Source organism: Collinsella sp. SGI.184 (assembly GCF_050313415.1).
Lineage (GTDB): Bacteria > Actinomycetota > Coriobacteriia > Coriobacteriales > Coriobacteriaceae > Collinsella.
In genome coordinates this window covers 39,737-63,014 of record NZ_JBNPLJ010000010.1, presented here as the reverse complement: position 1 = coordinate 63,014, position 23,278 = coordinate 39,737, and the positions used below count along the sequence as shown (strand labels likewise).

The 23,278-nt window shown below is 59.8% G+C and carries 28 protein-coding genes; 23 read left to right on the top strand and 5 right to left on the bottom strand.

Annotated elements, in window-relative coordinates; genetic code table 11:
* Positions 1-177: 177 nt before the first annotated feature.
* The 20 genes from rpsL to ACQRAJ_RS04895 all read left to right on the top strand — a co-directional run bounded on the left by rpsL (position 178) and on the right by ACQRAJ_RS04895 (position 14,141).
* Positions 178-555 carry a 30S ribosomal protein S12 gene (gene rpsL, locus ACQRAJ_RS04990; RefSeq protein WP_154514699.1) on the top strand — a complete coding sequence of 126 codons (378 nt, stop codon included), beginning with the start codon at positions 178-180 and terminating at the stop codon, positions 553-555.
* Between the two features lie 73 nt (positions 556-628).
* A complete protein-coding gene (gene rpsG / locus ACQRAJ_RS04985) occupies positions 629-1,102 on the top strand; it encodes a 30S ribosomal protein S7 (protein ID WP_006235013.1) in 474 nt (157 codons plus the stop codon).
* A 19-nt stretch (positions 1,103-1,121) separates the two neighbouring features.
* Complete coding sequence (gene fusA, locus ACQRAJ_RS04980; RefSeq protein WP_427747874.1) at positions 1,122-3,221, top strand: elongation factor G; 2,100 nt, start codon at positions 1,122-1,124, stop codon at positions 3,219-3,221.
* Positions 3,222-3,281: 60 nt separating this feature from the next.
* Positions 3,282-3,590, top strand: coding sequence for a 30S ribosomal protein S10 (gene rpsJ / locus ACQRAJ_RS04975; RefSeq protein ID WP_427717612.1), 309 nt, complete (start codon positions 3,282-3,284; stop codon positions 3,588-3,590).
* A 140-nt stretch (positions 3,591-3,730) separates the two neighbouring features.
* Positions 3,731-4,885: a cation diffusion facilitator family transporter gene (locus ACQRAJ_RS04970; RefSeq protein ID WP_427747872.1), complete on the top strand. Its 1,155-nt coding sequence runs from the start codon at positions 3,731-3,733 to the stop codon at positions 4,883-4,885.
* 39 nt (positions 4,886-4,924) lie between these two features.
* On the top strand, positions 4,925-5,545 hold the full coding sequence (locus ACQRAJ_RS04965; protein ID WP_427747870.1) for a histidine phosphatase family protein: 621 nt from the start codon (positions 4,925-4,927) through the stop codon (positions 5,543-5,545).
* 458 nt (positions 5,546-6,003) lie between these two features.
* Positions 6,004-6,624: a 50S ribosomal protein L3 gene (rplC, locus tag ACQRAJ_RS04960; RefSeq protein WP_089572481.1), complete on the top strand. Its 621-nt coding sequence runs from the start codon at positions 6,004-6,006 to the stop codon at positions 6,622-6,624.
* A gap of 46 nt (positions 6,625-6,670) precedes the next feature.
* A complete protein-coding gene (rplD, locus tag ACQRAJ_RS04955) occupies positions 6,671-7,297 on the top strand; it encodes a 50S ribosomal protein L4 (RefSeq protein WP_006235032.1) in 627 nt (208 codons plus the stop codon).
* Entirely contained in the window at positions 7,298-7,585 is a 288-nt protein-coding gene (gene rplW / locus ACQRAJ_RS04950) for a 50S ribosomal protein L23 (protein ID WP_006235033.1), read from the top strand.
* Positions 7,586-7,764: 179 nt separating this feature from the next.
* On the top strand, positions 7,765-8,595 hold the full coding sequence (gene rplB, locus ACQRAJ_RS04945; protein WP_117583062.1) for a 50S ribosomal protein L2: 831 nt from the start codon (positions 7,765-7,767) through the stop codon (positions 8,593-8,595).
* A gap of 32 nt (positions 8,596-8,627) precedes the next feature.
* Entirely contained in the window at positions 8,628-8,888 is a 261-nt protein-coding gene (rpsS, locus tag ACQRAJ_RS04940) for a 30S ribosomal protein S19 (protein ID WP_006235035.1), read from the top strand.
* A gap of 14 nt (positions 8,889-8,902) precedes the next feature.
* Positions 8,903-9,274, top strand: coding sequence for a 50S ribosomal protein L22 (rplV, locus tag ACQRAJ_RS04935; RefSeq protein ID WP_006235036.1), 372 nt, complete (start codon positions 8,903-8,905; stop codon positions 9,272-9,274).
* Between the two features lie 6 nt (positions 9,275-9,280).
* Positions 9,281-9,991 (top strand): 30S ribosomal protein S3, encoded by a 711-nt coding sequence (rpsC, locus tag ACQRAJ_RS04930; protein ID WP_154514689.1) that lies wholly within the window; start codon positions 9,281-9,283, stop codon positions 9,989-9,991.
* Positions 9,991-10,428 (top strand): 50S ribosomal protein L16, encoded by a 438-nt coding sequence (rplP, locus tag ACQRAJ_RS04925; protein ID WP_427727118.1) that lies wholly within the window; start codon positions 9,991-9,993, stop codon positions 10,426-10,428. The genes rpsC and rplP overlap by 1 nt, the downstream gene beginning before the upstream one ends.
* The gene (rpmC, locus tag ACQRAJ_RS04920; protein ID WP_006235039.1) at positions 10,428-10,643 is read left to right on the top strand and encodes a 50S ribosomal protein L29; all 216 of its coding nucleotides are present in this window, start codon (positions 10,428-10,430) and stop codon (positions 10,641-10,643) included. The genes rplP and rpmC overlap by 1 nt, the downstream gene beginning before the upstream one ends.
* Positions 10,644-10,659: 16 nt before the next feature.
* Positions 10,660-10,920 (top strand): 30S ribosomal protein S17, encoded by a 261-nt coding sequence (gene rpsQ / locus ACQRAJ_RS04915; RefSeq protein ID WP_006235040.1) that lies wholly within the window; start codon positions 10,660-10,662, stop codon positions 10,918-10,920.
* Between the two features lie 118 nt (positions 10,921-11,038).
* Entirely contained in the window at positions 11,039-11,407 is a 369-nt protein-coding gene (gene rplN, locus ACQRAJ_RS04910) for a 50S ribosomal protein L14 (RefSeq protein ID WP_117734331.1), read from the top strand.
* A 13-nt stretch (positions 11,408-11,420) separates the two neighbouring features.
* A complete protein-coding gene (gene rplX, locus ACQRAJ_RS04905; RefSeq protein ID WP_006235043.1) occupies positions 11,421-11,726 on the top strand; it encodes a 50S ribosomal protein L24 in 306 nt (101 codons plus the stop codon).
* A 585-nt stretch (positions 11,727-12,311) separates the two neighbouring features.
* Complete coding sequence (locus ACQRAJ_RS04900) at positions 12,312-13,391, top strand: Gfo/Idh/MocA family protein (RefSeq protein ID WP_427747868.1); 1,080 nt, start codon at positions 12,312-12,314, stop codon at positions 13,389-13,391.
* A gap of 3 nt (positions 13,392-13,394) precedes the next feature.
* Positions 13,395-14,141, top strand: coding sequence for a DeoR/GlpR family DNA-binding transcription regulator (locus tag ACQRAJ_RS04895; RefSeq protein ID WP_427717633.1), 747 nt, complete (start codon positions 13,395-13,397; stop codon positions 14,139-14,141).
* A gap of 444 nt (positions 14,142-14,585) precedes the next feature.
* Here the strand turns inward: ACQRAJ_RS04895 and ACQRAJ_RS04890 are convergent, their stop codons facing one another.
* Both ACQRAJ_RS04890 and ACQRAJ_RS04885 read right to left on the bottom strand, forming a co-directional pair.
* Positions 14,586-15,245 carry an RluA family pseudouridine synthase gene (locus ACQRAJ_RS04890; protein WP_427747866.1) on the bottom strand — a complete coding sequence of 220 codons (660 nt, stop codon included), beginning with the start codon at positions 15,243-15,245 and terminating at the stop codon, positions 14,586-14,588.
* 15 nt (positions 15,246-15,260) lie between these two features.
* Positions 15,261-17,756, bottom strand: a complete 2,496-nt coding sequence (locus tag ACQRAJ_RS04885) for a DUF3656 domain-containing U32 family peptidase (RefSeq protein WP_427747865.1) — start codon at positions 17,754-17,756, stop codon at positions 15,261-15,263.
* A gap of 299 nt (positions 17,757-18,055) precedes the next feature.
* Between ACQRAJ_RS04885 and ACQRAJ_RS04880 the strand changes: the two genes are divergently transcribed.
* A complete protein-coding gene (locus ACQRAJ_RS04880; RefSeq protein WP_154514683.1) occupies positions 18,056-18,433 on the top strand; it encodes a RidA family protein in 378 nt (125 codons plus the stop codon).
* A 245-nt stretch (positions 18,434-18,678) separates the two neighbouring features.
* Here ACQRAJ_RS04880 and ACQRAJ_RS04875 read toward each other — a convergent pair whose 3' ends face one another.
* Positions 18,679-19,335 (bottom strand): helix-turn-helix transcriptional regulator, encoded by a 657-nt coding sequence (locus ACQRAJ_RS04875; RefSeq protein WP_427747864.1) that lies wholly within the window; start codon positions 19,333-19,335, stop codon positions 18,679-18,681.
* 241 nt (positions 19,336-19,576) lie between these two features.
* Here ACQRAJ_RS04875 and ACQRAJ_RS04870 point away from each other — a divergent pair, with 241 nt between their 5' ends.
* Positions 19,577-20,170: a solute carrier family 23 protein gene (locus tag ACQRAJ_RS04870; RefSeq protein WP_229770606.1), complete on the top strand. Its 594-nt coding sequence runs from the start codon at positions 19,577-19,579 to the stop codon at positions 20,168-20,170.
* 646 nt (positions 20,171-20,816) lie between these two features.
* On the opposite strand, the gene ACQRAJ_RS04865 is transcribed toward ACQRAJ_RS04870, so the two are convergent.
* On the bottom strand, positions 20,817-20,942 hold the full coding sequence (locus ACQRAJ_RS04865; RefSeq protein WP_427747863.1) for a hypothetical protein: 126 nt from the start codon (positions 20,940-20,942) through the stop codon (positions 20,817-20,819).
* Positions 20,943-21,200: 258 nt separating this feature from the next.
* On the opposite strand from ACQRAJ_RS04865, the gene ACQRAJ_RS04860 reads away from it, so the two are divergent.
* The gene (locus ACQRAJ_RS04860) at positions 21,201-21,935 is read left to right on the top strand and encodes an exonuclease domain-containing protein (protein WP_427747862.1); all 735 of its coding nucleotides are present in this window, start codon (positions 21,201-21,203) and stop codon (positions 21,933-21,935) included.
* A 41-nt stretch (positions 21,936-21,976) separates the two neighbouring features.
* On the opposite strand, the gene ACQRAJ_RS04855 is transcribed toward ACQRAJ_RS04860, so the two are convergent.
* Positions 21,977-23,212 carry a hypothetical protein gene (locus ACQRAJ_RS04855; RefSeq protein WP_427747861.1) on the bottom strand — a complete coding sequence of 412 codons (1,236 nt, stop codon included), beginning with the start codon at positions 23,210-23,212 and terminating at the stop codon, positions 21,977-21,979.
* Positions 23,213-23,278: the final 66 nt, after the last annotated feature.

Genomic DNA, 23,278 nt, shown 5'->3' with positions numbered 1-23,278 from the left:
GTGTAGGCTTTGCGGAAATGTGGCTGTTTTAGGATACGCCCGGCGGCGTGGTCTGTTGACGACACAGCTAACGGCACGTATCCTATCGAACTGCGTGTTTCGTAGGGGGATGCTGACCCCTCGATTCAAGCCGTTGCACTTTACAGAAAGCTGGAATCATTCGAGAAGGAGTACGCTTTGCCTACTATTAACCAGCTGGTTCGCCAGGGCCGTCGTTCCGCGCCCAAGAAGTCCAAGAACGCTGCTCTGCAGCACAACTCCCAGAAGCGCGGCGTGTGCACCCGCGTCTTCACCACGAGCCCCAAGAAGCCGAACTCGGCTCTTCGTAAGGTTGCCCGTGTTCGCCTCGTCAACGGCATCGAAGTTACTGCTTACATTCCGGGTGAGGGCCACAACCTGCAGGAGCACTCCATCGTGCTCGTCCGCGGCGGTCGTGTTCGTGACCTCCCTGGTGTCCGTTATCACGTCATCCGTGGCGCCTACGATGCTGCTCCGGTCCAGAACCGTATGCAGGCCCGTTCCAAGTACGGTGCTAAGCGCCCCAAGGCCAAATAAGCCAGATAACGTTTTGATACTTTCGCCGTGTGCCGCCTAAGCGCCGCACGGTAGACACTTAAGGAGATTTCACATGCCGCGTCGTGCAGCAGCTAATCGTCGTGAGGTTCAGCCTGACGCCGTTTACAACAACCGCCTGGTGACTCAGCTCATCAACAAGGTCCTTCTTGACGGCAAGAAGGCCACCGCTGAGCGCATCGTTTACACCGCTTTCGAGATCGTTGCCGAGAAGTCCGAGGGTGGCGACGCTCTCGCTACCTTCAAGAAGGCTATGGACAACGTCAAGCCCACGCTCGAGGTTAAGCCCAAGCGTGTCGGTGGCGCTACCTATCAGGTCCCGATGGAGGTCAACTCCCGTCGTTCCACCGCTCTGGGCATCCGCTGGATCGTCAACTTCTCCCGCGCTCGCAAGGAGAAGACCATGGCTGAGCGTCTCGCAAACGAGATTCTGGACGCTTCCAACGGCCTGGGCGCTTCCGTCAAGAAGCGTGAGGACGTCTTCAAGATGGCCGAGGCCAACCGCGCGTTCTCTCACTATCGTTGGTAAGTTAAGGTAAGGAACTAACATGGCTAAGGCTAAGCACAAGCTTTCCGATACCCGTAACATCGGCATCATGGCCCACATCGATGCCGGTAAGACCACCACGACCGAGCGTATTCTTTACTACACCGGTAAGACCCACAAGATCGGTGAGGTCCATGAGGGCGCTGCCACCATGGACTGGATGGTTCAGGAGCAGGAGCGCGGCGTAACCATTACCTCCGCTGCTACCACGTGCTTCTGGAACAAGGACGGTAAGGACTACCGCATCCAGATCATCGACACCCCGGGCCACGTTGACTTCACCGCCGAGGTCGAGCGCTGCCTGCGCGTCCTCGATGGCGCTGTCGCCGTCTTCGACGCCGTTGCCGGCGTCCAGCCCCAGTCTGAGACCGTTTGGCGTCAGGCTTCTACCTTCAACGTTCCCCGCATCGCCTTCATCAACAAGTATGACCGCGTGGGCGCTGACTTCTTCAACGCTATCGAGACCATGAAGGATCGTCTCGACGCCAACGCCGTGGCCGCTCAGGTCCCGATGGGCGCCGAGGACAACTTCTGGGGCGTCATCGACCTGGTCACCATGACTGCATGGGACTTCAAGGCCGACGAGAAGGGCATGACCTACCCCGAGCCGATGGACGAGATCCCGGCTGAGTTCGCCGACATCGCTGCCACCAAGCGCGAGGAGCTCCTCGACGCCGCTGCCAGCTTTGACGACGAGCTCATGGAGAAGATCCTTATGGAGGAGGACTTCACCGTCGAGGAGCTCAAGGCTGCTCTGCGCAAGGGCGTTCTGGCCAACGAGCTCAACCTCGTCTTTGTGGGCTCCGCCTACAAGAACAAGGGCATTCAGGAGCTGCTCGACGCTGTCGTCGACTACCTGCCCAGCCCGCTCGACGTTGAGGCCGTCACCGGTACCGATCCGGAAACCGGCGAGGAGATCGTGCGTCATCCCTCCTTCGACGAGCCCTTCTCCGGCCTGGTCTTCAAGATCATGACCGACCCGTTCGTCGGTAAGCTCACCTACGTCCGCGTTTATTCCGGTCGCGCCGAGTCCGGCTCCTACGTGGTCAACGCCTCCAACGGTCAGCGCGAGCGCCTCGGCCGCATCCTCGAGATGAACGCCGCCGAGCGTATCGACCGTGACGACGCTTGCGCCGGCGACATCGTCGCTTGCGTTGGCTTCAAGAACTCCACCACCGGTGACACCCTGTGCGCCGAGGGCAAGGAGATCGTCCTCGAGAAGATCGAGTTCGCCAAGCCCGTTATCGACGTTGCCATCGAGCCCAAGACCAAGGCCGAGCAGGACAAGATGTCCCTGGCTCTGACCAAGCTCGCCGAGGAGGACCCGACCTTCACGGTGTCCACCAACCACGAGACCGGCCAGACCATCATCGCCGGCATGGGCGAGCTGCACCTCGAGATCATCGTTGACCGTCTGCTCCGTGAGTTCAAGGTTGACGCTAACGTCGGTAAGCCCCAGGTTGCCTACCGCGAGACCGCTGGTCACGACGTCGAGAGGGCTGAGGGCAAGTTCGTCCGTCAGTCCGGCGGTCGCGGTCAGTACGGCCACGCCGTCATCAAGCTCGAGAAGATGGAGGAGGGCTTCGGCTACGAGTTCGTCAACGCTATCGTCGGCGGCGTCGTGCCCAAGGAGTACATCCCGTCCATCGACAAGGGCATCCAGGAGGCCCTGAACACCGGTGTTATCGCCGGCTTCCCGGTCCTCGACGTTAAGGTCACCCTGTTCGACGGTTCTTACCACGAGGTCGACTCCTCCGAGGCCGCCTTCAAGATCGCCGGTTCCATGGCTATCAAGGACGCCCTCAAGAAGTCCGATCCGCAGCTGCTCGAGCCGATCATGGCTGTCGAGGTCGAGACCCCCGAGCAGTACATGGGCGACGTTATGGGCAACCTCTCCGGTCGCCGCGGCAAGATCGAGGGCATGGAGGATCGCAAGAACACCAAGCTCATCCGTGCCAAGGTGCCGCTGGGCGAGATGTTCGGTTACGCTACCGACCTTCGCTCCCAGACCCAGGGCCGTGCATCCTACACGATGCAGTTTGACTCTTATGAGCCTGCGCCCAAGTCCATCGTGGACGAGGTCATGAGCAAGAACGCCTAAGTTCGAGCTCCCTGTTACGTAATCCGCGAGAACATCTCTCGCACTCTTTGGAGGTTTAAGTTGGCTACCCAGAAGATCCGCATTCGCCTCAAGGGCTATGATCACGAGGTCGTCGATCAGTCCGCGAAGCTCATTGTCGAGACCGCTCAGAAGACCGGCGCTCGCGTTTCCGGTCCTGTCCCCCTGCCCACCGAGCGCAACCTGTACACGGTTATCCGCTCGCCGCACAAGGACAAGGACTCCCGTGAGCAGTTCGAGATGCGCACCCACAAGCGCCTCATCGACATCCTCGACCCCACCTCGGGCACCGTTGATTCGCTCATGCGTCTCGATCTCCCCGCTGGCGTCGACATCGACATCAAGCTCTAAGCTTTTTGCTCGATAGTGCGATTTGTAAGGCCGCAGCCCTAAGGGTTGCGGCCTTTTTTGTATCGATGGGGTAAAGGGTCTACACTACTGAGCTATTCGACAAACGAGTGTATGAGTAAAACTGTTGGGGGCAGATATAGATGGTCGAGTGGATCGTTCGTCGTGCGCAGGGCGACCGTGCGCGCGTGGGCACGTTGGCGGGCGTGGTGTGTATTCTCGCCAATGTGGCACTATGCGCTGCGAAGGGTGCAATTGGCGTGCTGTCGGGATCGGTTTCGATTGTGGCGGACGCCATGAACAACCTGTCCGACGCCAGCTCAAACATCGTGAGCGTGCTTGGCTTTAAGCTGGCGGGCAAGCCGGCAGACCCCGAGCACCCTTACGGCCATGGCCGCTACGAGTATCTCTCGGGTCTGGTCGTGGCGGCGCTCGTGCTGCTCATCGGCCTCGAACTGGTGAAGTCCTCGTTTGAGCGTATCGTCCACCCCGAACCCGTCGAGTTCTCGCTTGCCCTGGTGGCAGTCTTGGCGCTTTCGATGGTTGTTAAACTGTGGATGGCGGCCCTCAACCAAAAGCTCGGTGACCGTATTGAGTCTGAGACGCTGCATGCGACCGCGCAGGATTCCAAGAACGATGTCCTTGCCACAGGCGCCGTGTTAGCGTGCGCAATTGTTTCGCAGGTGACGCATATCAATCTTGATGCTTGGGTCGGCCTTGCCGTTGGCGCCTATATTGGCTGGAGCGGTTTTGAGCTCATCCAGGATACGGTGAGCCCGCTTTTGGGTCAGGCGCCCGATCCCAAGCTGGTCGATTATATTCGCGGCAAGATCATGAGCTACCCTGGCGTTTTGGGCGTTCATGACCTAATGGTTCACGACTACGGTCCGGGCAGGAAGTTCGCAAGCGCTCACGCCGAGATGGCGGCTGAGGCCAGCCCGCTGGAAAGTCACGACACGCTCGACAACATTGAACAGGCATTTAGGGACGAAGACGACATGATTGTCACGCTTCACTACGATCCCATCGTGACCGATGACCCCAAGGTGGCGAGCATGCGCTTGCGCATTCACGCCATGGCCCAACAGATCGATAGCCGCCTTTCGATTCATGACCTGCGCTGTGTGCCGGGTCCTACGCACACCAACGTGATCTTTGACTGCGTGCGTCCCTCGGATTTGGGCATGGGGGCCGATGAGCTCAGGCACGCGTTGGCCCAGAGGGTCGAATCGGAATTTCCCAAGTCGATTGCCAAGATTACGATCGACGATGACTACGTAGGGCATACCCACGAGTAGGTCTGCGCCGGCAAGGCACGTTATACAGAAGGGGAGAATATGAAGAGGCTGTATCTGCTCCGCCACGGCCAGACGGAATTCAACGTAAAAAAGCTCGTTCAGGGTCGCTGTGATTCACCGCTTACCGATTTGGGCCGTCAACAGGCCCAAGCGGCAGCCGAATGGCTCAAAGCCCACGGCGTCGTCCCCGACAAAGTGGTCTCTTCGCCTTTAGGCCGAGCTATGGACACGGCAAGTCTCGTCGCATGCGAGATCCTCGGTCCGGATGCTACTGTCGAGCCCTGCGAAGGCATCATCGAGCGCGGCTATGGAACCTTCGAGGAAGGCCCACACGACGCATTGCCTACCGACGTTTGGGATCCGGGCGAGGATTTGGTCCCCTTTGGAGGAGAAGGAAGCCGCGCGCTGCAAGAACGCATGGTAGACACCCTCACCAATCTCATGGGCGCCGAGGGCATCGAAACCCTTCTAGCAGTAAGCCACGGCAGCGCCAGCCGCCAATTCATCAAGGCTGCAGCTCCAGAGGGCTTCGAGCTCCCAGCAAAACTCCCCAACTGCGCCATTATGATCTTCGATTTCGACGATGCGCGAGAAGAGGACGATACGCCCCAATGCAAGTTCACCTTGCAGCAAATTGTGGATCCCCAACAATGTCATTAGCTGAGCGAGCAGAGTTAAGCAGACATCAACGTGTCGTTCCCAGTGTGCGGCGGAGGGGGCGGGCCTGAGACATATTAAGGTTGTCGCGAGTTCCGCACGAACAGGAGAGCACTTAATGTGCTCTCCGTCGTGAGCAGGACTGTAGAGCAGCAACCTTAATATGTCTCAGGCCCGCCCCCTCCGCCGCACACTGGGAACGTGCCACGCACTTTACCTGCGTAAACAATGTGAGTGAAATATGAATCTCGATGGATACGCCCGCAGCCGTGTATACTAAACAGCTGTGTGAAACCAGGGGAGTATTCTGGCTGGACAAAATGCCTGCTTAATAGGGTTGTCAGGTAGTCCGGACGCAATACAAGGCTGGGAAGCACGTTGTGTAAGTAGTGGTCCTCTAGGGGCGTACGCTCGGTGGTGTACGCATTGTCCCAAGACCACGCGAGAGTTGGGATCATATCTTGATCAGCATGATTCTCGGCCGCAAGATTGGCATGACCCAGGTTTGGGACGAGAACGACAACGTCGTTCCCGTCACGGTCATCCAGGCTGGCCCCTGCGCTGTCTCGCAGGTTAAAACTCAGGCAACCGACGGCTATGACGCCGTCCAGATCGGTTTCGGCGACATCAAGGCCAAGAACGTGAACAAGCCCATGGCTGGTCACTTCGCCAAGGCCGGCGTCGAGCCTGTCCGCTTCCTTCGTGAGGTCCGCGTCGAGAACGGCGAGGAGCACAAGGTCGGCGAGGTCGTCACCGTCGCTGATTTCGCTGATGTCGAGAAGGTCGACGTCATCGGTACCTCCAAGGGTAAGGGCTTCCAGGGTCGCATCAAGCGCTGGGGTCAGCGCCGCGGTCCTATGACGCATGGTTCTCACTTCCAGCGTCACCCCGGTTCTATCGGTCAGTGCGCCTATCCTGCGCGCGTCCTCAAGGGCGTCAAGATGGCCGGCCACATGGGTAACGAGCGCGTTACCGTCAAGAACCTTTCCGTTGTCCGCATCGATGCCGAGCAGAACCTCATCTTGGTCAAGGGCGCTGTCCCGGGTGCCAAGAATGGTCTCGTCGCCATCCGTATGGCCTAAGGGCCCAGCCCATTTAGCCCAGCGTCATACCAAGGAGAACACTTAAATGGCAAAGTTTGAAGTAAAGAACAGCGAGGGCAAGAAGGTCGCCGAGGCCGAGCTCGCCGCTGAGGTGTACGGCATCGAGCCGAACATCCACGTTATGCACCACATCGTCAAGTGCCAGATGGCCTCTTGGCGTCAGGGCACCCAGTCCGCTAAGGGCCGCTCTGAGGTTTCCGGTGGCGGCAAGAAGCCTTGGCGTCAGAAGGGCACCGGTCGTGCCCGCCAGGGTTCCATCCGTGCTGCCCAGTGGCGTCACGGTGGCGTTGTCTTCGCCCCCAAGCCCCGTTCCTACGCTAAGCGTATGAACAACAAGGAGGTCAAGCTGGCTATGCGCTCTGCGCTGTCCGCCAAGCTGGCCGATGGCGAGCTCGTGCTCGTCGACGACTACGGCTTCGAGAAGCCTTCCACCAAGGCTGCCGTTGCCATGCTCAAGGCTCTTGGCCTTGAGGGCAAGCGTCTGACCATCATCGTTCGCGATGAGGACGTCAACGCCTACCTGTCGTTCCGCAACATTCCCAAGACGTTCATCATCACTGCCGACGAGGCCAACACCTATGATCTCGTCAACAACAACGCTGTGCTGATGCCCGCCGACATCGCCGCTCACTTCGGGGAGGTGCTTGCATAAATGACCGCCCACGAGATCATCATCCGTCCGATCGTGTCCGAGCGTTCCTTCTCCGGCATGGAGCAGAACAAGTACACGTTCGAGGTCGCCAAGGATGCTAACAAGTATCAGATCAAGGACGCTGTCGAGGAGATCTTCGGCGTCAAGGTCGTTCGCGTGAACACCCTGACGGTCAAGCCCAAGACCAAGCGCGTGCGCTATGTCGCCGGCAAGACCCGTTCTTGGAAGAAGGCCATCGTTACGCTGGCCGAGGGCGACACCATCGAGGTCTTTGGCAACCAGGCCTAAGACTCGCTGCTGTTGAGTGAGCTCATGCCTCCCAAATAGGGGAGGCGAGAGCTCAAGGTTTTGGGCGTATAAAATGGACACGCCCGGAACCGTGTATACGTCCGGTGTCATCGCACCCGAGGCAGAACCTCGAATCCCTGTCTGCGATGGCTAACGGATACCTATTGAAAGGGATTGTAATGGCTGTAAAGCACCTTAAGCCGACCTCCGCTGGCAGGCGTTGGCAGACGATCTCCGACTTCTCCGAGATCACCTGCACCAAGCCCGAGAAGTCTCTTCTCGAGCCCCTGCCCAAGAAGGCCGGTCGTAACAACAACGGCCGCATCACCACCCGCCACCAGGGCGGCGGCGTGAAGCGTCGTTACCGCGTGATCGACTTCAAGCGCAACAAGGACGGCGTGCCCGCCAAGGTTGCCACGATCGAGTACGATCCGAACCGTTCCGCTCGCATCGCTCTGCTGCACTATGCTGACGGTGAGAAGCGCTACATCCTGGCCCCCAAGGGCCTCGAGGTCGGTCAGACCGTCATGTCCGGTTCTGACGCCGACATCAAGCCGGGCAACGCTCTGCCCCTCGCCGACATCCCCGTCGGTACGCTCATCCACGCCGTCGAGTTCCAGCCGGGCAAGGGCGCCGCTATCGCCCGTTCCGCCGGTAACTCCTGCCAGCTGATGGGTAAGGAGGGCAAGTACGCCATCGTCCGTATGCCTTCCTCTGAGATGCGCCGCATCCTCGTTACCTGCCGCGCCACCGTCGGTGAGGTCGGCAACGCTGATCACGCCAACATCGTCATCGGCAAGGCCGGCCGTAAGCGTCACATGAACGTGCGCCCGACCGTCCGCGGTACCGTTATGAACCCTGTCGACCACCCGCACGGCGGTGGCGAGGGCAAGAACCACACCTCTGGTCGTCCCTCTGTTACCCCCTGGGGTAAGCCGACGAAGGGCCTTCGTACGCGCAAGAAGAAGAAGGTCTCGAACCAGCACATCATTCGTCGCCGTAAGAAGTAATTTCGGATACCGAGTTTTAGGAGAAAGCACTTATGAGCAGAAGTCTCAAAAAGGGCCCGTTCGTGGAGACTCGCCTTCTCTCGCGTATCACCGCGATGAACGAGGCTGGCAAGAAGGACGTCGTGAAGACTTGGTCCCGCGCGTCCACCATCTTCCCCGAGATGGTTGGTCACACCATCGCCGTCCACGACGGCCGCAAGCATGTGCCCGTGTATGTTACCGAGTCCATGGTTGGTCACAAGCTCGGCGAGTTTGCGCCGACTCGTACGTTCCGTGGCCACAAGGCCAAATAGGGGGTTAACCGTAAATGGCAACTAAGTCTATTGAAACTGAGGCCACCGAGGTTCGCGCCGTCGCTAAGTACGTGCGTGTTTCCCCCAGCAAGGCCCGCCTGGTGGTCGATCTGATCCGCCGCAAGCCTGTCGCTCAGGCCTTCGACATCCTCCACTTCTGCGACCGCGCCGTCGCCGTGGATGTCGAGAAGGTTCTCCGTTCCGCCGTTGCGAACGCCGAGAACAACAACGGTCTGCGTGCCGACAACCTGGTTGTCGCTGCTGCCTATGTTGACGAGGGTCCGACGCTTAAGCGCATCCGTCCCCGCGCCAAGGGTTCCGCTTCTCGCATTCTGAAGCGTACTTCCCACATCACCGTCGTCGTTGCTCCTCGAAAGGAGGCGTAAAGCTGTATGGGTCAGAAAGTCTACCCCACCGGCTTCCGTCTTGGCATCACCGAGAACTGGCGCTCCCGCTGGTTCGCAGAGAAGGATTACGCTAAGACCCTCGGTAACGATCTCGAGATCCGCAAGTACCTCGAGAAGCGTCTCTCCCGCGCAGCTGTCTCCCGCGTCGAGATCGAGCGCGCTGGCGACAAGGTGAAGGTCATTATCTTCACCGCTCGCCCCGGCGTTGTCATCGGTAAGAAGGGTGCCGAGATCGATACCCTTCGCACCGAGCTCGAGAAGGTCGCTGGCGTCTCCAAGGGCCAGCTCTCCGTCGACGTTGTCGAGATCAAGCGCCCCGAGCTCGACGCCAACCTCGTTGCTCAGTCTATCGCTGAGCAGCTCGAGGGCCGCGTTGCCTTCCGTCGCGCTATGCGCAAGGCTGTCCAGTCCGCCCGCAAGGCCGGCGCTAAGGGCATCCGTATCCAGTGCTCCGGTCGTCTCGGCGGTGCCGAGATGGGCCGTCGTGAGTGGTACCGTGAGGGTCGCGTGCCTCTGCACACCCTCCGTGCCAAGATCGACTACGGCACGGCTGTCGCCAGCACCACCATGGGTGCCTGCGGCGTGAAGGTCTGGATCTACCTGGGCGAGAAGCTCCCGGGCCAGCCTGTTCCCAACCCTGCACTCGAGGGCTCTTCCCGTCCTCGTCGTCGTAACTCCGAGAGGAGGGGTCAGTAGTGCTTGCCCCTAAGCGTATTCTTCACCGCAAGGTGCAGCGTGGCTCCATGAAGGGCCAGGCCAAGGGTAATACCGAGCTGCATTTCGGCGAGTTTGGTATCCAGGCTCTCGAGGCCCATTGGATCACCAACCGTCAGATCGAGGCCGCTCGTGTTGCCATGACCCGCTACATGAAGCGTGGTGGTCGTGTCTACATCACGATCTTCCCCGATAAGCCCATCACTAAGAAGCCTGCCGAGACTCGCATGGGTTCTGGTAAGGGTAACCCCGAGGAGTGGGTGGCCGTCGTCAAGCCCGGCCGCATCATGTTCGAGGTCAAGGGCGTGCCCGAGGAGGTCGCTCGCGAGGCTCTGCGTCTGGCGCAGCACAAGCTCCCCATCAAGACCAAGATCGTCGCTAAGCCTGCCGCTACAGAGACGGCCGAGGAGGAGAACTAATGAAGCCCGCAGAGATTCGTGAGCTCTCGGACGCTCAGCTCGTTGAGAAGCTGAAGGAAATGCGCGCCGAGCTCTTTAACCTTCGTTTCCAGATGGCCACCAGCCAGCTGGACAACACCGCTCGCGTCAACACCGTGAAGAAGGACATCGCTCGCGTCCTCACGGAGCAGCGCGCCCGCGAGATCGCAGCGGAGAAGTCCGCTGTCGCCGAGTAGGACCTAAGGAGAGAACATGACTGATTCGCGTAACTCGCGTAAGGTCCGTACGGGTGTCGTTACCTCCGTCTCCGGTGCCAAGACCATCGTTGTCACCATCACCGAGCGCAAGCGTCACCCCAAGTACGGCAAGATGATGACCAGCTCCAAGAAGCTGCACGCTCACGACGAGGAGTGCACGGCTGGCGTGGGCGACACCGTCCGCGTTATGGAGACCCGTCCTATGTCCAAGATGAAGCGTTGGCGCCTCATCGAGGTCGTCGAGCGCGCTAAATAAGCAGTCGCTCTTACGACTTGTACGTTTCCGAAGATGTGCGTATGCCTGGCTTGCATACCACGGGCCGCATAAAGGCTGCGCACCTCTCTTCGGTTCTTAGTTCGGAGGAACATCTACCATGATTCAGATGCAAACCATGCTGAACGTCGCCGACAACTCCGGCGCTCGCAAGATTCGCTGCATCAAGGTGCTTGGCGGTTCCAAGCGTCGTTATGCAGGCATCGGCGATGTGTTCATCGGTGCTGTCCAGGAGGCTACCCCTGGCGCCAACGTCAAGAAGAAGGACGTTGTCCGTTGCGTCGTCGTTCGCACCGTTAAGGAGATCCGCCGCAAGGATGGCTCCTACATTCGCTTTGATGATAACGCCTGCGTTGTCATCAACAACGATGGTTCGCCCGTCGGCACCCGTATCTTCGGGCCCGTCGCTCGCGAGCTTCGTGACAAGAAGTACATGAAGATCGTCTCGCTCGCTCCCGAGACCCTGTAGTTAGGGGAGATATATGTATATCAAGAAGGGCGATAAGGTCCAGGTTCTCTCTGGTAAGGATCGCGGCAAGCAGGGCGTTGTCCTGCGTGCTCTCCCTGCCGAGAACAAGGTCGTTGTCGAGGGCGTTTCGGTCGTCAAGAAGGCCGTCAAGCCCAACGCTGCCAACCAGCAGGGCGGCATCGTTTCGCAGGAGGCTCCCATCGATGCCTCCAACGTCAATCTCGTTTGCCCCGAGTGCGGTAAGGTTACCCGCGTCGGTCACGAGAAGGACGGCAAGAACAAGCTGCGCGTCTGCAAGAAGTGCGGCCACAAGTTCTAAGCTGCCCGCAACATCTAAGTTGCTAGCAAAGGCCCGGATGCCACGGCACCCGGGCCTTTTTCTATCCCTACTCATTGGGGATAGACTCATTGGGGACAGACATAAATGAGTGGCTATACTCATTGGGGACAGACATAAATGAGTGGCTATACTCATTGGGGACAGACATAAATGACTAGTCGTTGGGGACGTTCTTAAACGGCTAGTTGATGGGGACAGTCTTGCCACGAAAGCGTCGTACGGGGAACGCCCCCAGGTTTCGGCAGCCTGGGACAGTCCTTATGTGCCGGCAGTTAGGGATGATCTTTTGATGTCTGATGCCCCTAGGGGGCAGAGTAAGACAGCCTGCTTTGCCTTTAGGGGTTTTGGTGTTCCGCCTTTTTCTGCATCATAACGATCGATGCATGCGTATTTACGCACAGAGTCTTGCGCGATAATGCGCATAGCCGCACAAATATCTGCTAATTATGGTTTAATAATAACCGATAAACAAATAAACACGCAAATACAAGCAAATGCGCGCAAATTTGTGCGAATATAAGGCTGTTGGAAATGAAGAACTTCCGGTGACTCAGGAGGCACATGATGACAGATTCCAAACAGGCTCCGCTCGACGCCGAAGCAGCCGCTAAGGCGGCGTTTGCCTCGGTCCAGGACAAGCCGTTCCCTAACGACATCTTTACGGCTCCCGAGCTTCGTTGGGCTGTGATCGGGTGCGGCGTTATCGCCAACCAGATGGCCCAGTCTCTCGCCCTTGCCGGTCGCAAGCTTGCGGGCGTCGCCAACCGCACGCTGTCCAAGGCCCAGGCTTTTGCCGAGCAGTATGGCGTCGAGAAGGTGTACGAGACGGTTGAGGACCTCTACGCCGATCCCGACATCGACGCCGTTTATATCACCACGCCGCATAACACGCATATCACCTACCTGCGCGCCGCTCTGGCAGCTGGCAAGCACGTGCTTTGCGAAAAGGCCATCACCCTCAACTCCGCCGAGCTCGACGAAGCGCGTGCCATTGCCGACGAGCATAACGTGGTCCTTATGGACGCCACCACGGTGCTCCACATGCCCTTGTATCGGGAGCTGCGCCGCCGCATGGATGCCGGCGAGTTTGGCCGCATGAACCTCGCTCAGCTCAACTTTGGCAGCTACAAGGAATACGGCGACCTGACCAACCGTTTCTACAATCGCAACCTTGCTGGCGGTGCCATGCTCGATATTGGCGTGTATGCCCTGTCCGTCATGCGCCTCTTTATGGCAAGCCAGCCTGTTGAGGTCGTTTCGCTCGGCAACACCTGCGAGACCGGCGTTGACGTTGCGGGCGGCATCGTCTGCCGTAATGCCGAGCAGCAGCTGGGCGTGGTGAGCCTTACACTTCACTCCAAGCAGCCCAAGCGCTCGGTCATCAGCTTCGATAAGTGCTATATCGAGGTCAACGAGTATCCCCGCGCCGATCACGCGACCATCGTGTGGACTGCGGACGGGCACCGTGAGGAGGTCCACACCGGCACAGAGGCATACGCTCTGTGCTACGAGATGGCCGACCTGGAGAAGGCCGTTGCCGGCGATGATTCGAAGCGCGAGCTTCTGGATTATGCTTCTGATGTTATGGAGCTTATGACCAAGCTCCGCGCCGACTGGGGAGTCGTGTACCCCGAGGAGGAGTAAGCGATGCTTGCGGAGGATAGGCTCAACGCGATCGTGTCGATGGTCCAGCAGGCTGGCTCGGTTACTGTGCAAGAGCTTGCCGATACCCTGGGCGTAACGGCGTCTACCATTCGGCGCGACCTGCAGACGCTCGATCGAGCACACCGTATCGCCAAGGTCCACGGCGGAGCGACGAGTCTTGAGCGCGCGCACGTGACGCGCGACCTAACGCTCAATGAGCGCAGCGACCTCCATAACGACGATAAGGAGCGTATCTGCGCCCGCGCCGCGGCGCTGGTGGAGCCCGAGAGCTTTGTATACATCGACTCGGGCTCGACGACGCTCAAGCTCATCGAGCATCTTCCACACCTTGAAGATGTCACCTATGTGACCGATTCCGTGCTCCATGCTCAGCACCTCGCTTTGCGCGGCATGCGTACCGTGGTGCTGGGCGGCGAGCTCAAGCCCGAGACCGAAGCACTCGTTGGCCCCGATGCCTTGGCAACCTTAGACCGCTACAACTTCAACTGTGGCTTTTGGGGTTCTAACGGCATTGCCGCCGAGCAGGGCTTCACGGCGCCCGATATCGAGGAAGCGCAAGTAAAGCGCATCTCGATGCGCCATACGGCCAAGCGCTTTGTAATCTCGGATGCCAGTAAATTTGGCATGGTGGCGCCCGTCAAGTTCGCAGATTTTCGCGACGCAACGATTATTACCGCGGGCGAGGTGCCCGCCAAGTATCGGGCAATGGACAACGTCATCACGGTCTAGCGACGGGACAAGGCCAAAACCATCACAAAGGTGCCTGTCCCCATTGTGGTGGTTCGTAACGAAAACCGAGTAGTTTTCTCAATAGAAAAGCGGCAACGTCCATCACAGGCGTTGCCGCTTTCGTTGTCCGCCGGTTTGTCTAAGTCTGTAACAACTGGACCGTTAAAAGTGGGTTAGATGTTACAGATTGAGATACTTCCGAACCGCACCATCCCTTTGTCTCAATCTGTAACATCTGGGACCGATTTTGCCGAGTTATTGTTACAGATCGAGATTTTCCCTTGAGGGGGATTTGAATGTCTCGATCTGTAACAGATAGACCGGAAAATGGGTTCTAACTGTTACAGATCGAGACGTTTTGGCGCCGCGGCTGAGCCATGGTGGCGGCTTGACGTTTGCCCAGATAAAACCTGCCAAAATAAACCTGTCCCTTTTTGGCAGGTTTTAGGGCTCCCAGGGGCAGGGGGCTTCGATGTGGATGCGCTCGCCGGTTACGGGATGGGTAAAGGATACGCTGTGGGCGTGGAGCATGAGGCCACAGGGGCGCGGCGTTCCGTACAGGCCGTCGCCAACCAGGGGATGGCGCTCGCTTGCCAGGTGCACGCGAATCTGGTGTTTGCGGCCCGTGAGCAGCTCAACATCGATATACGAACGGGTGGGCAGGCCTCGACGGCTCTTAAGGCGCTTGAGCACCTTGACGCGTGTCTGCGACGGCTTGCCGCTGGCGCCGACGCGCATCTTGCGGCTATCGTGGCGGTCGCGGGCGATGGGCTTGTCGATGAGTTTTTCGTTCCAGTCGATCTTGCCCTCGGCGAGCGCCAGATAGTGCTTTTCGAAGGCGTGGTCGATCACCATCTGGTCAAAGGCGGGCTGCGTCTGCTTGTCGAGCGAGAACAACACCACGCCGGTGGTGTCGCGGTCCAAGCGGTTGAGCGGCTGCATGTCGGTCGCGGCAAAGCCGTCGCCCATCGCCAGCAAAAGGTCGCTGGCATAGTCGGTAAGCGTGCGCTCGCCGGTGCCGTCGCCGTGGACGATCAAGCCGGCGGGCTTATCGATGGCCATGAGCCAGGCGTCGCAATAGAGGACTTGGGGTTCTTCGTTCACGTGTAAGCCTTTCGGTTAGCTAATTCCCACAAACATGCAGCCCGAAGTGGCGCCGCGCAGGCGGGCGGCGGGCTTACGGCCGGCCTGCGCGGCCTCGACGGCGCGACGGACGCGTGCGACGGCGCGGCCAATCTCATCGGCCTCGAGCAGGGTTCCGTCGACCATGAGACGGCGCACGCCGGCGTCGAGCAGCTGTGGAACCTGCGGTGTGAGGTCGATGGGGTAGGCGTCGTACAGGCGCGAGCGGCCGTGGATGTCGGTGCGCACCGGCATGACCTTGCCGTCGATATTCTTGAGCGACAGCTTGCGGGCGCGCAAGCGGCAGTGGGCGCAGTCGTGGATGCAGCCATTGGCCACCTGCAGGATGCAGTGCTCGCTCGTCATAACGCGCGGGCGGCCGAAAACGGTGATGCCCAGGGCCGCGGGCGCGGAGGTACCAAGCGAGATAATCTCGTCGAGCGTGATCTCGGGCGAGAGCCAAAACGCCCCGGCTCCGCGCTCGGCGAGTGCCTCCATGCAAGGCGTGTTGTGCACGGGCAGGCAAGAGCGAATCTCGGCCGTGGCGCCAACCTGGGCGGCCAGGGCAAGCTCAGAGATGTTGCCAATAGCGACCGTGGCACCGGCAACAACCCACGGGTCGACGCGCGCGTGGTCGACGGCGCGGCAGACCTCATCGAGCACGGGGACAATACCCTGCTCAAACGCATCGGCGGGGGAGAGCTCGGCCGCATCGAGCGCGTCGGTGGTCATGTAGATGCGCGTTGCTCCCTCCGCGCGCGCTGCCTCGGCGGCGTCGAGCGAGGTGACGGTGGCGCAGATCTGCGGCTCATCGCGGTAGTGCTCGGGCGCGGGGCGGGAATCACTGGTGACAATCGCCGGCAGCTCGAGCGTTTTCGCGCGCTCCTCGTAAGGCGCCAGAATGGCCTCCTCGAGCGCCTTGCAAGCGGCGGCGCGAACCTTGTGCACAGCGGAGAAGCCCATGCCGCAGCCCTCACCGAGCGCCACGTCAAAGCTCGCGGCCTCAAAGGGCGAGGAGCCCATGCGGCCCACATGCTCCACCAGATCGGATGCCTCGACGGCGCGGGTCTTGGCGGCCTCGACGGTAAAGCCGGTGGCGGTGGCGGTGAGCGTGGGGTCGTCGCAGCAGGTGAGCGTGACGGTAAACGGCTCGCCTAGGCGCGCCGCGACGGACACGTCTACGGCGCGGCGGCGTAGCACGTCGCGCTTGAGCGCAGCGCCGGCAGCGTCAATGGCGCGCTGGCTGCGAATCACACGCACGCGGCAGCCCTCGGGCATGCTGCGGGGAACGCGGCACTCGATGATGTCGCCGGCGGCGGCATCATCGATAGCGATGGTGGTCAGGAATTGGTCGAACTCATCGTCGTGACGAAGCTCCAACAAGTCGCCCTTGCCCACGGGCTCAAACAGCTCAATGCGGGCGATGGCGGCGCGGCGACGACGGTCGTCGGGTTTGAGCCCGCGCACGTCGCGGTTGGCCAGACGGCTGCCCAGCACCGTGCCCACAATCTGGCCGCGGTTGTTGGAGCGCTCGTAGCTCATCATCTCGTCGCCCGAGGTGCCGTCCTGATAGGCGTGCGTAAAGTCGCGGTTAAAGCAGCGCTTGAGTTGGCGCTGGCGAGCGGCGTCCTCGTCCTTATCTACGACGGCCCCGGCCAGCATGTCATCGATCTGATGACGATACACATCGACGATGGAGTACACGTAATCGGGCGCCTTCATACGGCCCTCGAGCTTGAGCGATGCGGCGCCGGCGTCATACAGGCGGCGAACAAGCTGTGAAGTGTTGGTGTCGCGCGGGCATAGCGCGCGCTCGCGACCGGCAGGGGAGAGCGAGTGGCCGTTCTCGTCGATCAGCTCGTAGGGCAGACGGCAGGGCTGAGCGCACATGCCGCGGTTGGCCGAGCGGCCCGCCATGGCAAAGCTCGAGAGCAGGCACAGGCCCGAGTAGCAAAAGCAGATGGCGCCGTGGCTAAAGACCTCCAGGTCAACGTCGGGCGCGGCGTCGTGGATGGCGGCGATCTCGTCGATGGAAAGCTCGCGCGAGAGGGTCACGCGGTCGGCGCCCTGCTCGCGGCACCAGATGGTTCCGCGGTCATCGTGGATGTTCGCCTGGGTCGAGATATGGGTCTCGATGCCGGGCATGGTGCGCTTGACCTCAAAGAACAGGCCCCAGTCCTGGATAATGAAGGCGTCGGCGCCCAGCGTGGAGCAACGGTGGATGAGCTGCAGCGCATCGCTCATCTCGGACTGCTTGATGACGATGTTGACCGTGACGTAGACGCGCGAGCCGGCCAGGTGCGCAGCGCGGCAGGCCTGCTCAAAGGCCTCATCGGTAAAGTTGGTGGCCTTGCGGCGGGCGTTGAAGCTGCCCATGCCGCAGTAGATGGCGTCTGCCCCGGCGGCGAGCGCGGCGGCAAAGGGCTCCGGGCCTCCGGCGGGGGCCAGAAGCTCGGGCCTGCGGTTGGTGGTTCGGCTGGCGGTTGCGGTCATATCCTGCCTTTCAAAATGCTCAGATACACAAAAGTATAGTGGCGCCGTCGCGATGGGCGATGCCCGCAGCCTAAGCAGGACAAAGTCTTCAGCAGCCTGGGCTGGCTGACCCCGTGGAGAACCGTTCAGCGGTTCGGGGAAACCGTTGGGAGATAAAATATTCTCGCATTCTGATAATTATCTTGCAGCGGGCGAAATCATCCCCTACTATCCCAATCAAGCGCGGTGTTCAGACCGAACTGTGCCTCCCGGTGCGAACGCCGCGCTCACGCTCTCTATTTGATCGTAAGGAGAAAAACATGAGCAAGACCGTCGTGTCTTCCGATAACGCGCCCGCAGCCATCGGCCCGTATTCCCCCGGTATCCAGTCCGGCAACATGGTGTTCCTGTCCGGCCAGCTGGGCATCGATCCCGCGACCGGCAAGCTGCCCGAGGGCATCGAGGCCCAGGCCAAGCAGTCCCTCGCCAACGTCGAAGCCCTGCTGACCGCTGCCGGCGCTACGTTTGCCGATGTCGTCAAGACCACGGTCTACCTGGCTGACATCGCCGACTTTGCCGCCGTGAACGAGATTTATGCCTCCAAGTTTGAGGCCCCGTTCCCCGCGCGCAGCGCTTTCCAGGTTGCCGCTCTTCCGGCTGGCGGTCTGGTCGAGATCGAGGTCGTCGCCGCTCTCTAAGGCGTTGGCAACAACTAAACATGACATGCAAAAAGACCCTGCAGCGCGTGTGAGCTGCAGGGTTCTTTTATCACGTGACGGATCGCTTGCGGAGCCACCAAGGGCAGTCTTTTTGGGACGGGGCCATTTTAGCTACCCCTATATGCAGGATTGATTTTACTTGCGGCTCATCGAAATCGTGGGCAGAGGGAGGGTAGCTAAAATAGCCCCGTCCCAAAAAGACTGCCCGCGCTCCATTTTGCTCGTTAGCCCTCCTTGCGAACTTTTTGCAGGTAGCGGTAGACGCTGGGCTCCGAGATGCCCAGCGAGGTGGCAGCGCAGGCAACAGCGCCCTTGAGCATAAATACGCCGTTGCCGTTAAGGTGGCGAATAACGTCCACGCGATCGGCCTGCCCAAGTGAGGCGACATCCTGGCCGCGGCTTTCGAGCAACTCGGAAATGCTGCGGTCGATGAGCTCCTGCGTGGACTCCGAAAGGCTTTCGATCTCGATGGGGGAGGGCTCCGTGCGGACCGGCGCGGCGTCGAAGCAGGCCATGAGCTGCTGAGCCATGGCGTTGATGGAGCGTACCGTGGAAAGATCGGTGTTGACGCAGAGCATGCCGACGATCTCGTTATCCTCGCGAATAAAGTACGTTGCGGATTCCAACGTCTTGCCACCGGCACCGCGCCCCTCGTAGCCCGTAATAAACGGCAGGTCGCGATACTTGGGATCGTGCATGATCTTGAGTGCCAGATCGGTGGCGGGACCGCCGACCTTGCGGCCGCTCACGATGCCGTTGCGGATATCGACGATGGCGTGGTCGGGATCCGAGAAATCGTGCAGCACGATTTCGCTGTTTTTGCCGAGTATCTGCTCCAGGAAATCGACCATCGGCAAAAAGCGACGTACAGTCTCGTTCACGGGCAACTCCTTTGGATGAAATCGGAAGTTTCATAACAATTTTTTCTCATGGTAACACGGTGTCTATTGACTCGTATATTCGCAGGTACATTGCGTAATACAGACGAACGGTAGGATTTTGGCGGTAAGCGGTCGACCAAAAGAAAAGTTAGATGTTATTTTGACCAGACACTTTCCTGACCTGCGGAAATGCGTTGTCTCAGCTGAAAAATAGTCTGATAACAAAAAATTATTATTGAGAATGAGAAAGAGCACCGACATCATTCAGGTGGCGCTCATTCTTTCGGCAATCGACACGGCCCTTCAGGCCTTCGCTCCCTTCCGCCGCATCGGCGGCGGCCTGCTGGGCGGTCTTCCCACCAGCGCCCTTGGCCAGAACGTGGGCATCATCTGCTCCAACAAGGTCGTCAACAAGTGGGTCTTTGTGATCATCGCGTCCGTCTTTGCCATCGCCGGCCTGTTCCCGCAGCTTTCTGCCGTCCTTTCCGCTATCCCGCAGCCCGTCATCGGCGGCGCGACCGTCGGCGTCTTTGGCACCATCACCATGAACGGCGTGCGCATGTTCACCCGCGAGGGCCTCACGCAGCGCACCACCACCATCGTCGGTACCTCCGTCGTCTTTGGCCTGGGTATCTGGATGGCCAGCGGTTGCCTTGCCGGCGAGGGCATGCCCACCTGGGTGTCCACCGTCATCGGCTCCAATGCCGTAACCCCCACCGCCATCATGGCCATCGTGCTCAACCTGATCCTTCCGCAGACGCCGGTCGTGGCTCAGCACATCGATGCCGCCAAGGATGCTGCCGTGGATCTGGTCTTGCCCGAGAGCAAGAAGTAACCAATTCGGTGCTATTCGTCGGCGGACGTATCGCCTCGTCCGCCGACGTCATGCGGCGCCAAGCCGCACTTCAAAGGGCTTGTCCCGTGGGTAAAATAAGGCTGACGGCAGCCCAAGTGGTGAAGAGCTGGGCAGTGTCGTTGTTTAGATTAAGGGGTCGATGCCTTAACGGCGTCGACCCCTCTTTTTATGCTTCGGAAGCTGCTTGAGTGCCTCGGAAAGTCCGATGAGCGCTGTGAGGAGCGAGACCAGAGCGGTCAGGAGCTTCCGGAACGGTCCGTGTGCGGTGGTGTACCGCCCCTTTTGCGTGCGCCGCTTGTCGAATTACGTTATAGCTAGCTATATTATCGGAAAGTATAATATAGCTAGCTATAACGTAAAGGAAGCTGAGGGTCCGTCCTGTGTTGTTGGTGACGGGGCTTTGCCCGATCGCGTGGTCTTTAGCATTTGCGGTTGAGTGCTCCGTGGATGTTGAGTGGTGGCTGGAGTAGAGCGACGAGTTGAGCGAACGCAGGAGCGGGCGCCGAGGCCTCGTTACTGAAAATTCATTTGTTAAACCTGGCAACCGTGGGTAGAATAAGGTCGACGGCAGCCCAAGTGGTGGAGAGCTGGGCAGCGCCGTTGCTTTGATCAAGGGGTCAATGCCTTAACGGCGTCGACCCCTCTTTTTGTGCTTCGAGCGCTGCTTGAGTGCCTCGGTAAGTCCGATAAGCGCCGTGAGGAGCGAGACCAAAGAGGTCAGGAGCTTCACGAAATCAATCAGATCGGTCATGGGCATCACCTCCCGTCGCATGGAGGGCACTGCCCGGCACATGGAACTGCCGTCAACAATAACCAGTCTATCAAACTGCAGCCATAAATACGAATATATGTTCGATAATAACAGCGATCTGACCATCTCAAAACGCGGCTTTACGCAAGGGTGCCGGGTGGCCGCGCTGGGCGCTTTCATGTCCGCACGAGCGCCTACCCTTACGGCAATGTAGCCGCCTATGTAGCAAGCGGCAGGCAACGGAGAAAGGCCCTAACCGTGTCAGCTGAAAAGACGCCGTGTATCTCGGCTATCGATACGACGAACTTTGCGCGCCAGATCGTGCTGGACTTTGAGTTTGCGCCGGTGCCAAAGCAACGCCAGCGCCGTGGACTGCGCAACGAGATTATCGAGGTCGGCGCCGTTAAGCTCGATTACCACGGCAACGTTATGGGCGAGTTCTCGCAGTTTGTGCAGACGGAATTTACCGAAGGCGTTGCGTTTCCCGTCCGCGAGCTCACAGGGATATCGGCCGTGGACACCGCGATGGCCGATCCGCTCTATGTGGTGATCAAAAGGCTCAGCGATTGGATTGGTCGCTACTCCGCCCAGGTGGTTTGCTGGAGCGGGACGGACCGTCGACAGCTGTTGGCCGAGTGCCAGGCAAAGCATATCGACCTCGCCGCCTTTCCTACGGACTGGGCCGACCTGCAGGCGTTTTACACTTCGATCATGGACGTGGGCAGCCACGGGTGCGTCTCTTTGAGTGACGTGGCGACGTGGTTTGGCATCGAGTTCGACGAGTCTACGGGCCACGCCCACAGCGCCCTGGCCGATGCGCGCGTGACCGCCAAGCTGCTCAAGCAGGTGATGGACGGGGACTACCACGTGAGTCCGCACGCTCAGGAGGTCCGTCAGCGGTGGGGAATGGGCGAGCGAGCTCAGACGCGCCTTTCCAGCAAGTGCCCCGAGCTGGGCGACCTGCTGCTGAAGCTGAAGGCGGAGGGGAGGTAGGGGCGTTAGCTGTCTGCATGGCGCGTGCCTGTCGCGTATCGCTACTCTTCCTGCTGCTTGGCAGGTAAGATGTAGACGTTCTCGGTGTCCACGGCAATCTGCGTGGGACGGTTGTAGAGGGTGTCGATCTCCATTATGCTCTGCCTGAACGGCGCGACGTCGGGCGTCTTTGCCTGGTGGAGCTTCTCGATGAGTTTCTCGGATTGCTCGTCGTTGAACCTGCCGATGTCCTCTCCTGCACCCTCAAGCGCCTCGTCTATGGGCGTGAACTCGCCGATGGGCGTCGCCGCGATGGCGCGACCGAGCATCTTGCCCGCGGAGGCGATGCCGCCCAGAAGTGCCACGTCGATAGTGTCGGCAGCGCTCGCCTCGAGTACGTCGTAACACTCGGTGTAGAGCTCGCGGTACGCAAGCGAGTCCGCTTCGATTTTTGCGGCAGCGTCTGCGAGCTTTGCAGGTTTGAAGTTCTGGGTGAGCATGGGCTCGAGGAACAGCGAGAACGCGTGGATATAGGTGGCGAGCTGGTAGTCCTTGAGATAGTCGAGAACCTTGTCGAGGCGCCTTTTCACGTCGTCTCGCACCTCGATGAACCCTTTCTTTTTCAGGTCCGCCTGCGCCTGCGAGCGGAAGAGTTCCATGTCACGCGTGGACGCGTGCTCGATGTCGAGCACCTTCATATGGGCGTTGGCCATGTAGGTGGCGTCGCCGCAGTTGAAGCTGTAACCGTTGAGGATATCTGCGAGCGTCTTGAGATCGCCGCGCATGTTGGCCTTGTCACGCTGGCGCATATACTCGAACATTTCGTCAACGGACTCCTGGATGGAGTCGAGCTTTTGGTTTATCTGCGCGATTGCGGCTGCCATGAACAACGACGTTGGATCGTAAGGCACCTGCGTGACGCTTGTGGCGATGTCGCCCTCGACTACGTGGAGGCGCGCCTGCCCGAAACCCTTGGCCGCATCGCGGTAGGACCCCATGAGGCCGCTGCCGTCCTTGAACGATTGGAGTATCGATGGGTCAAGCGGATTGCCAAACTTGTCGGTTGGCCGGAGCAGCATAGGCACACTCACCGTATTGGTGACGGTGCGGAATGTCGAGGGAAGTGAGGCGAGCGCTATGCCGAGCTGGGGGACTCGTTCGAGCGGGAGCTTGATGGCGCCGGAGACGTCCGCCCGCTCCTGAGTGAGCGCGAGGTGGATTTTGGTGGATGCGAGCTGTTTTGCCACGAGTTCCTCTCGATCGCCGTCCGTCGAGGATTTGATCTCGTTGTCTGCCATAGCGTGCTCCTTGCTTACGTTAATAGTCGCGGGCATTATCTCACCGTTGCGTGACCTGCTGGGACG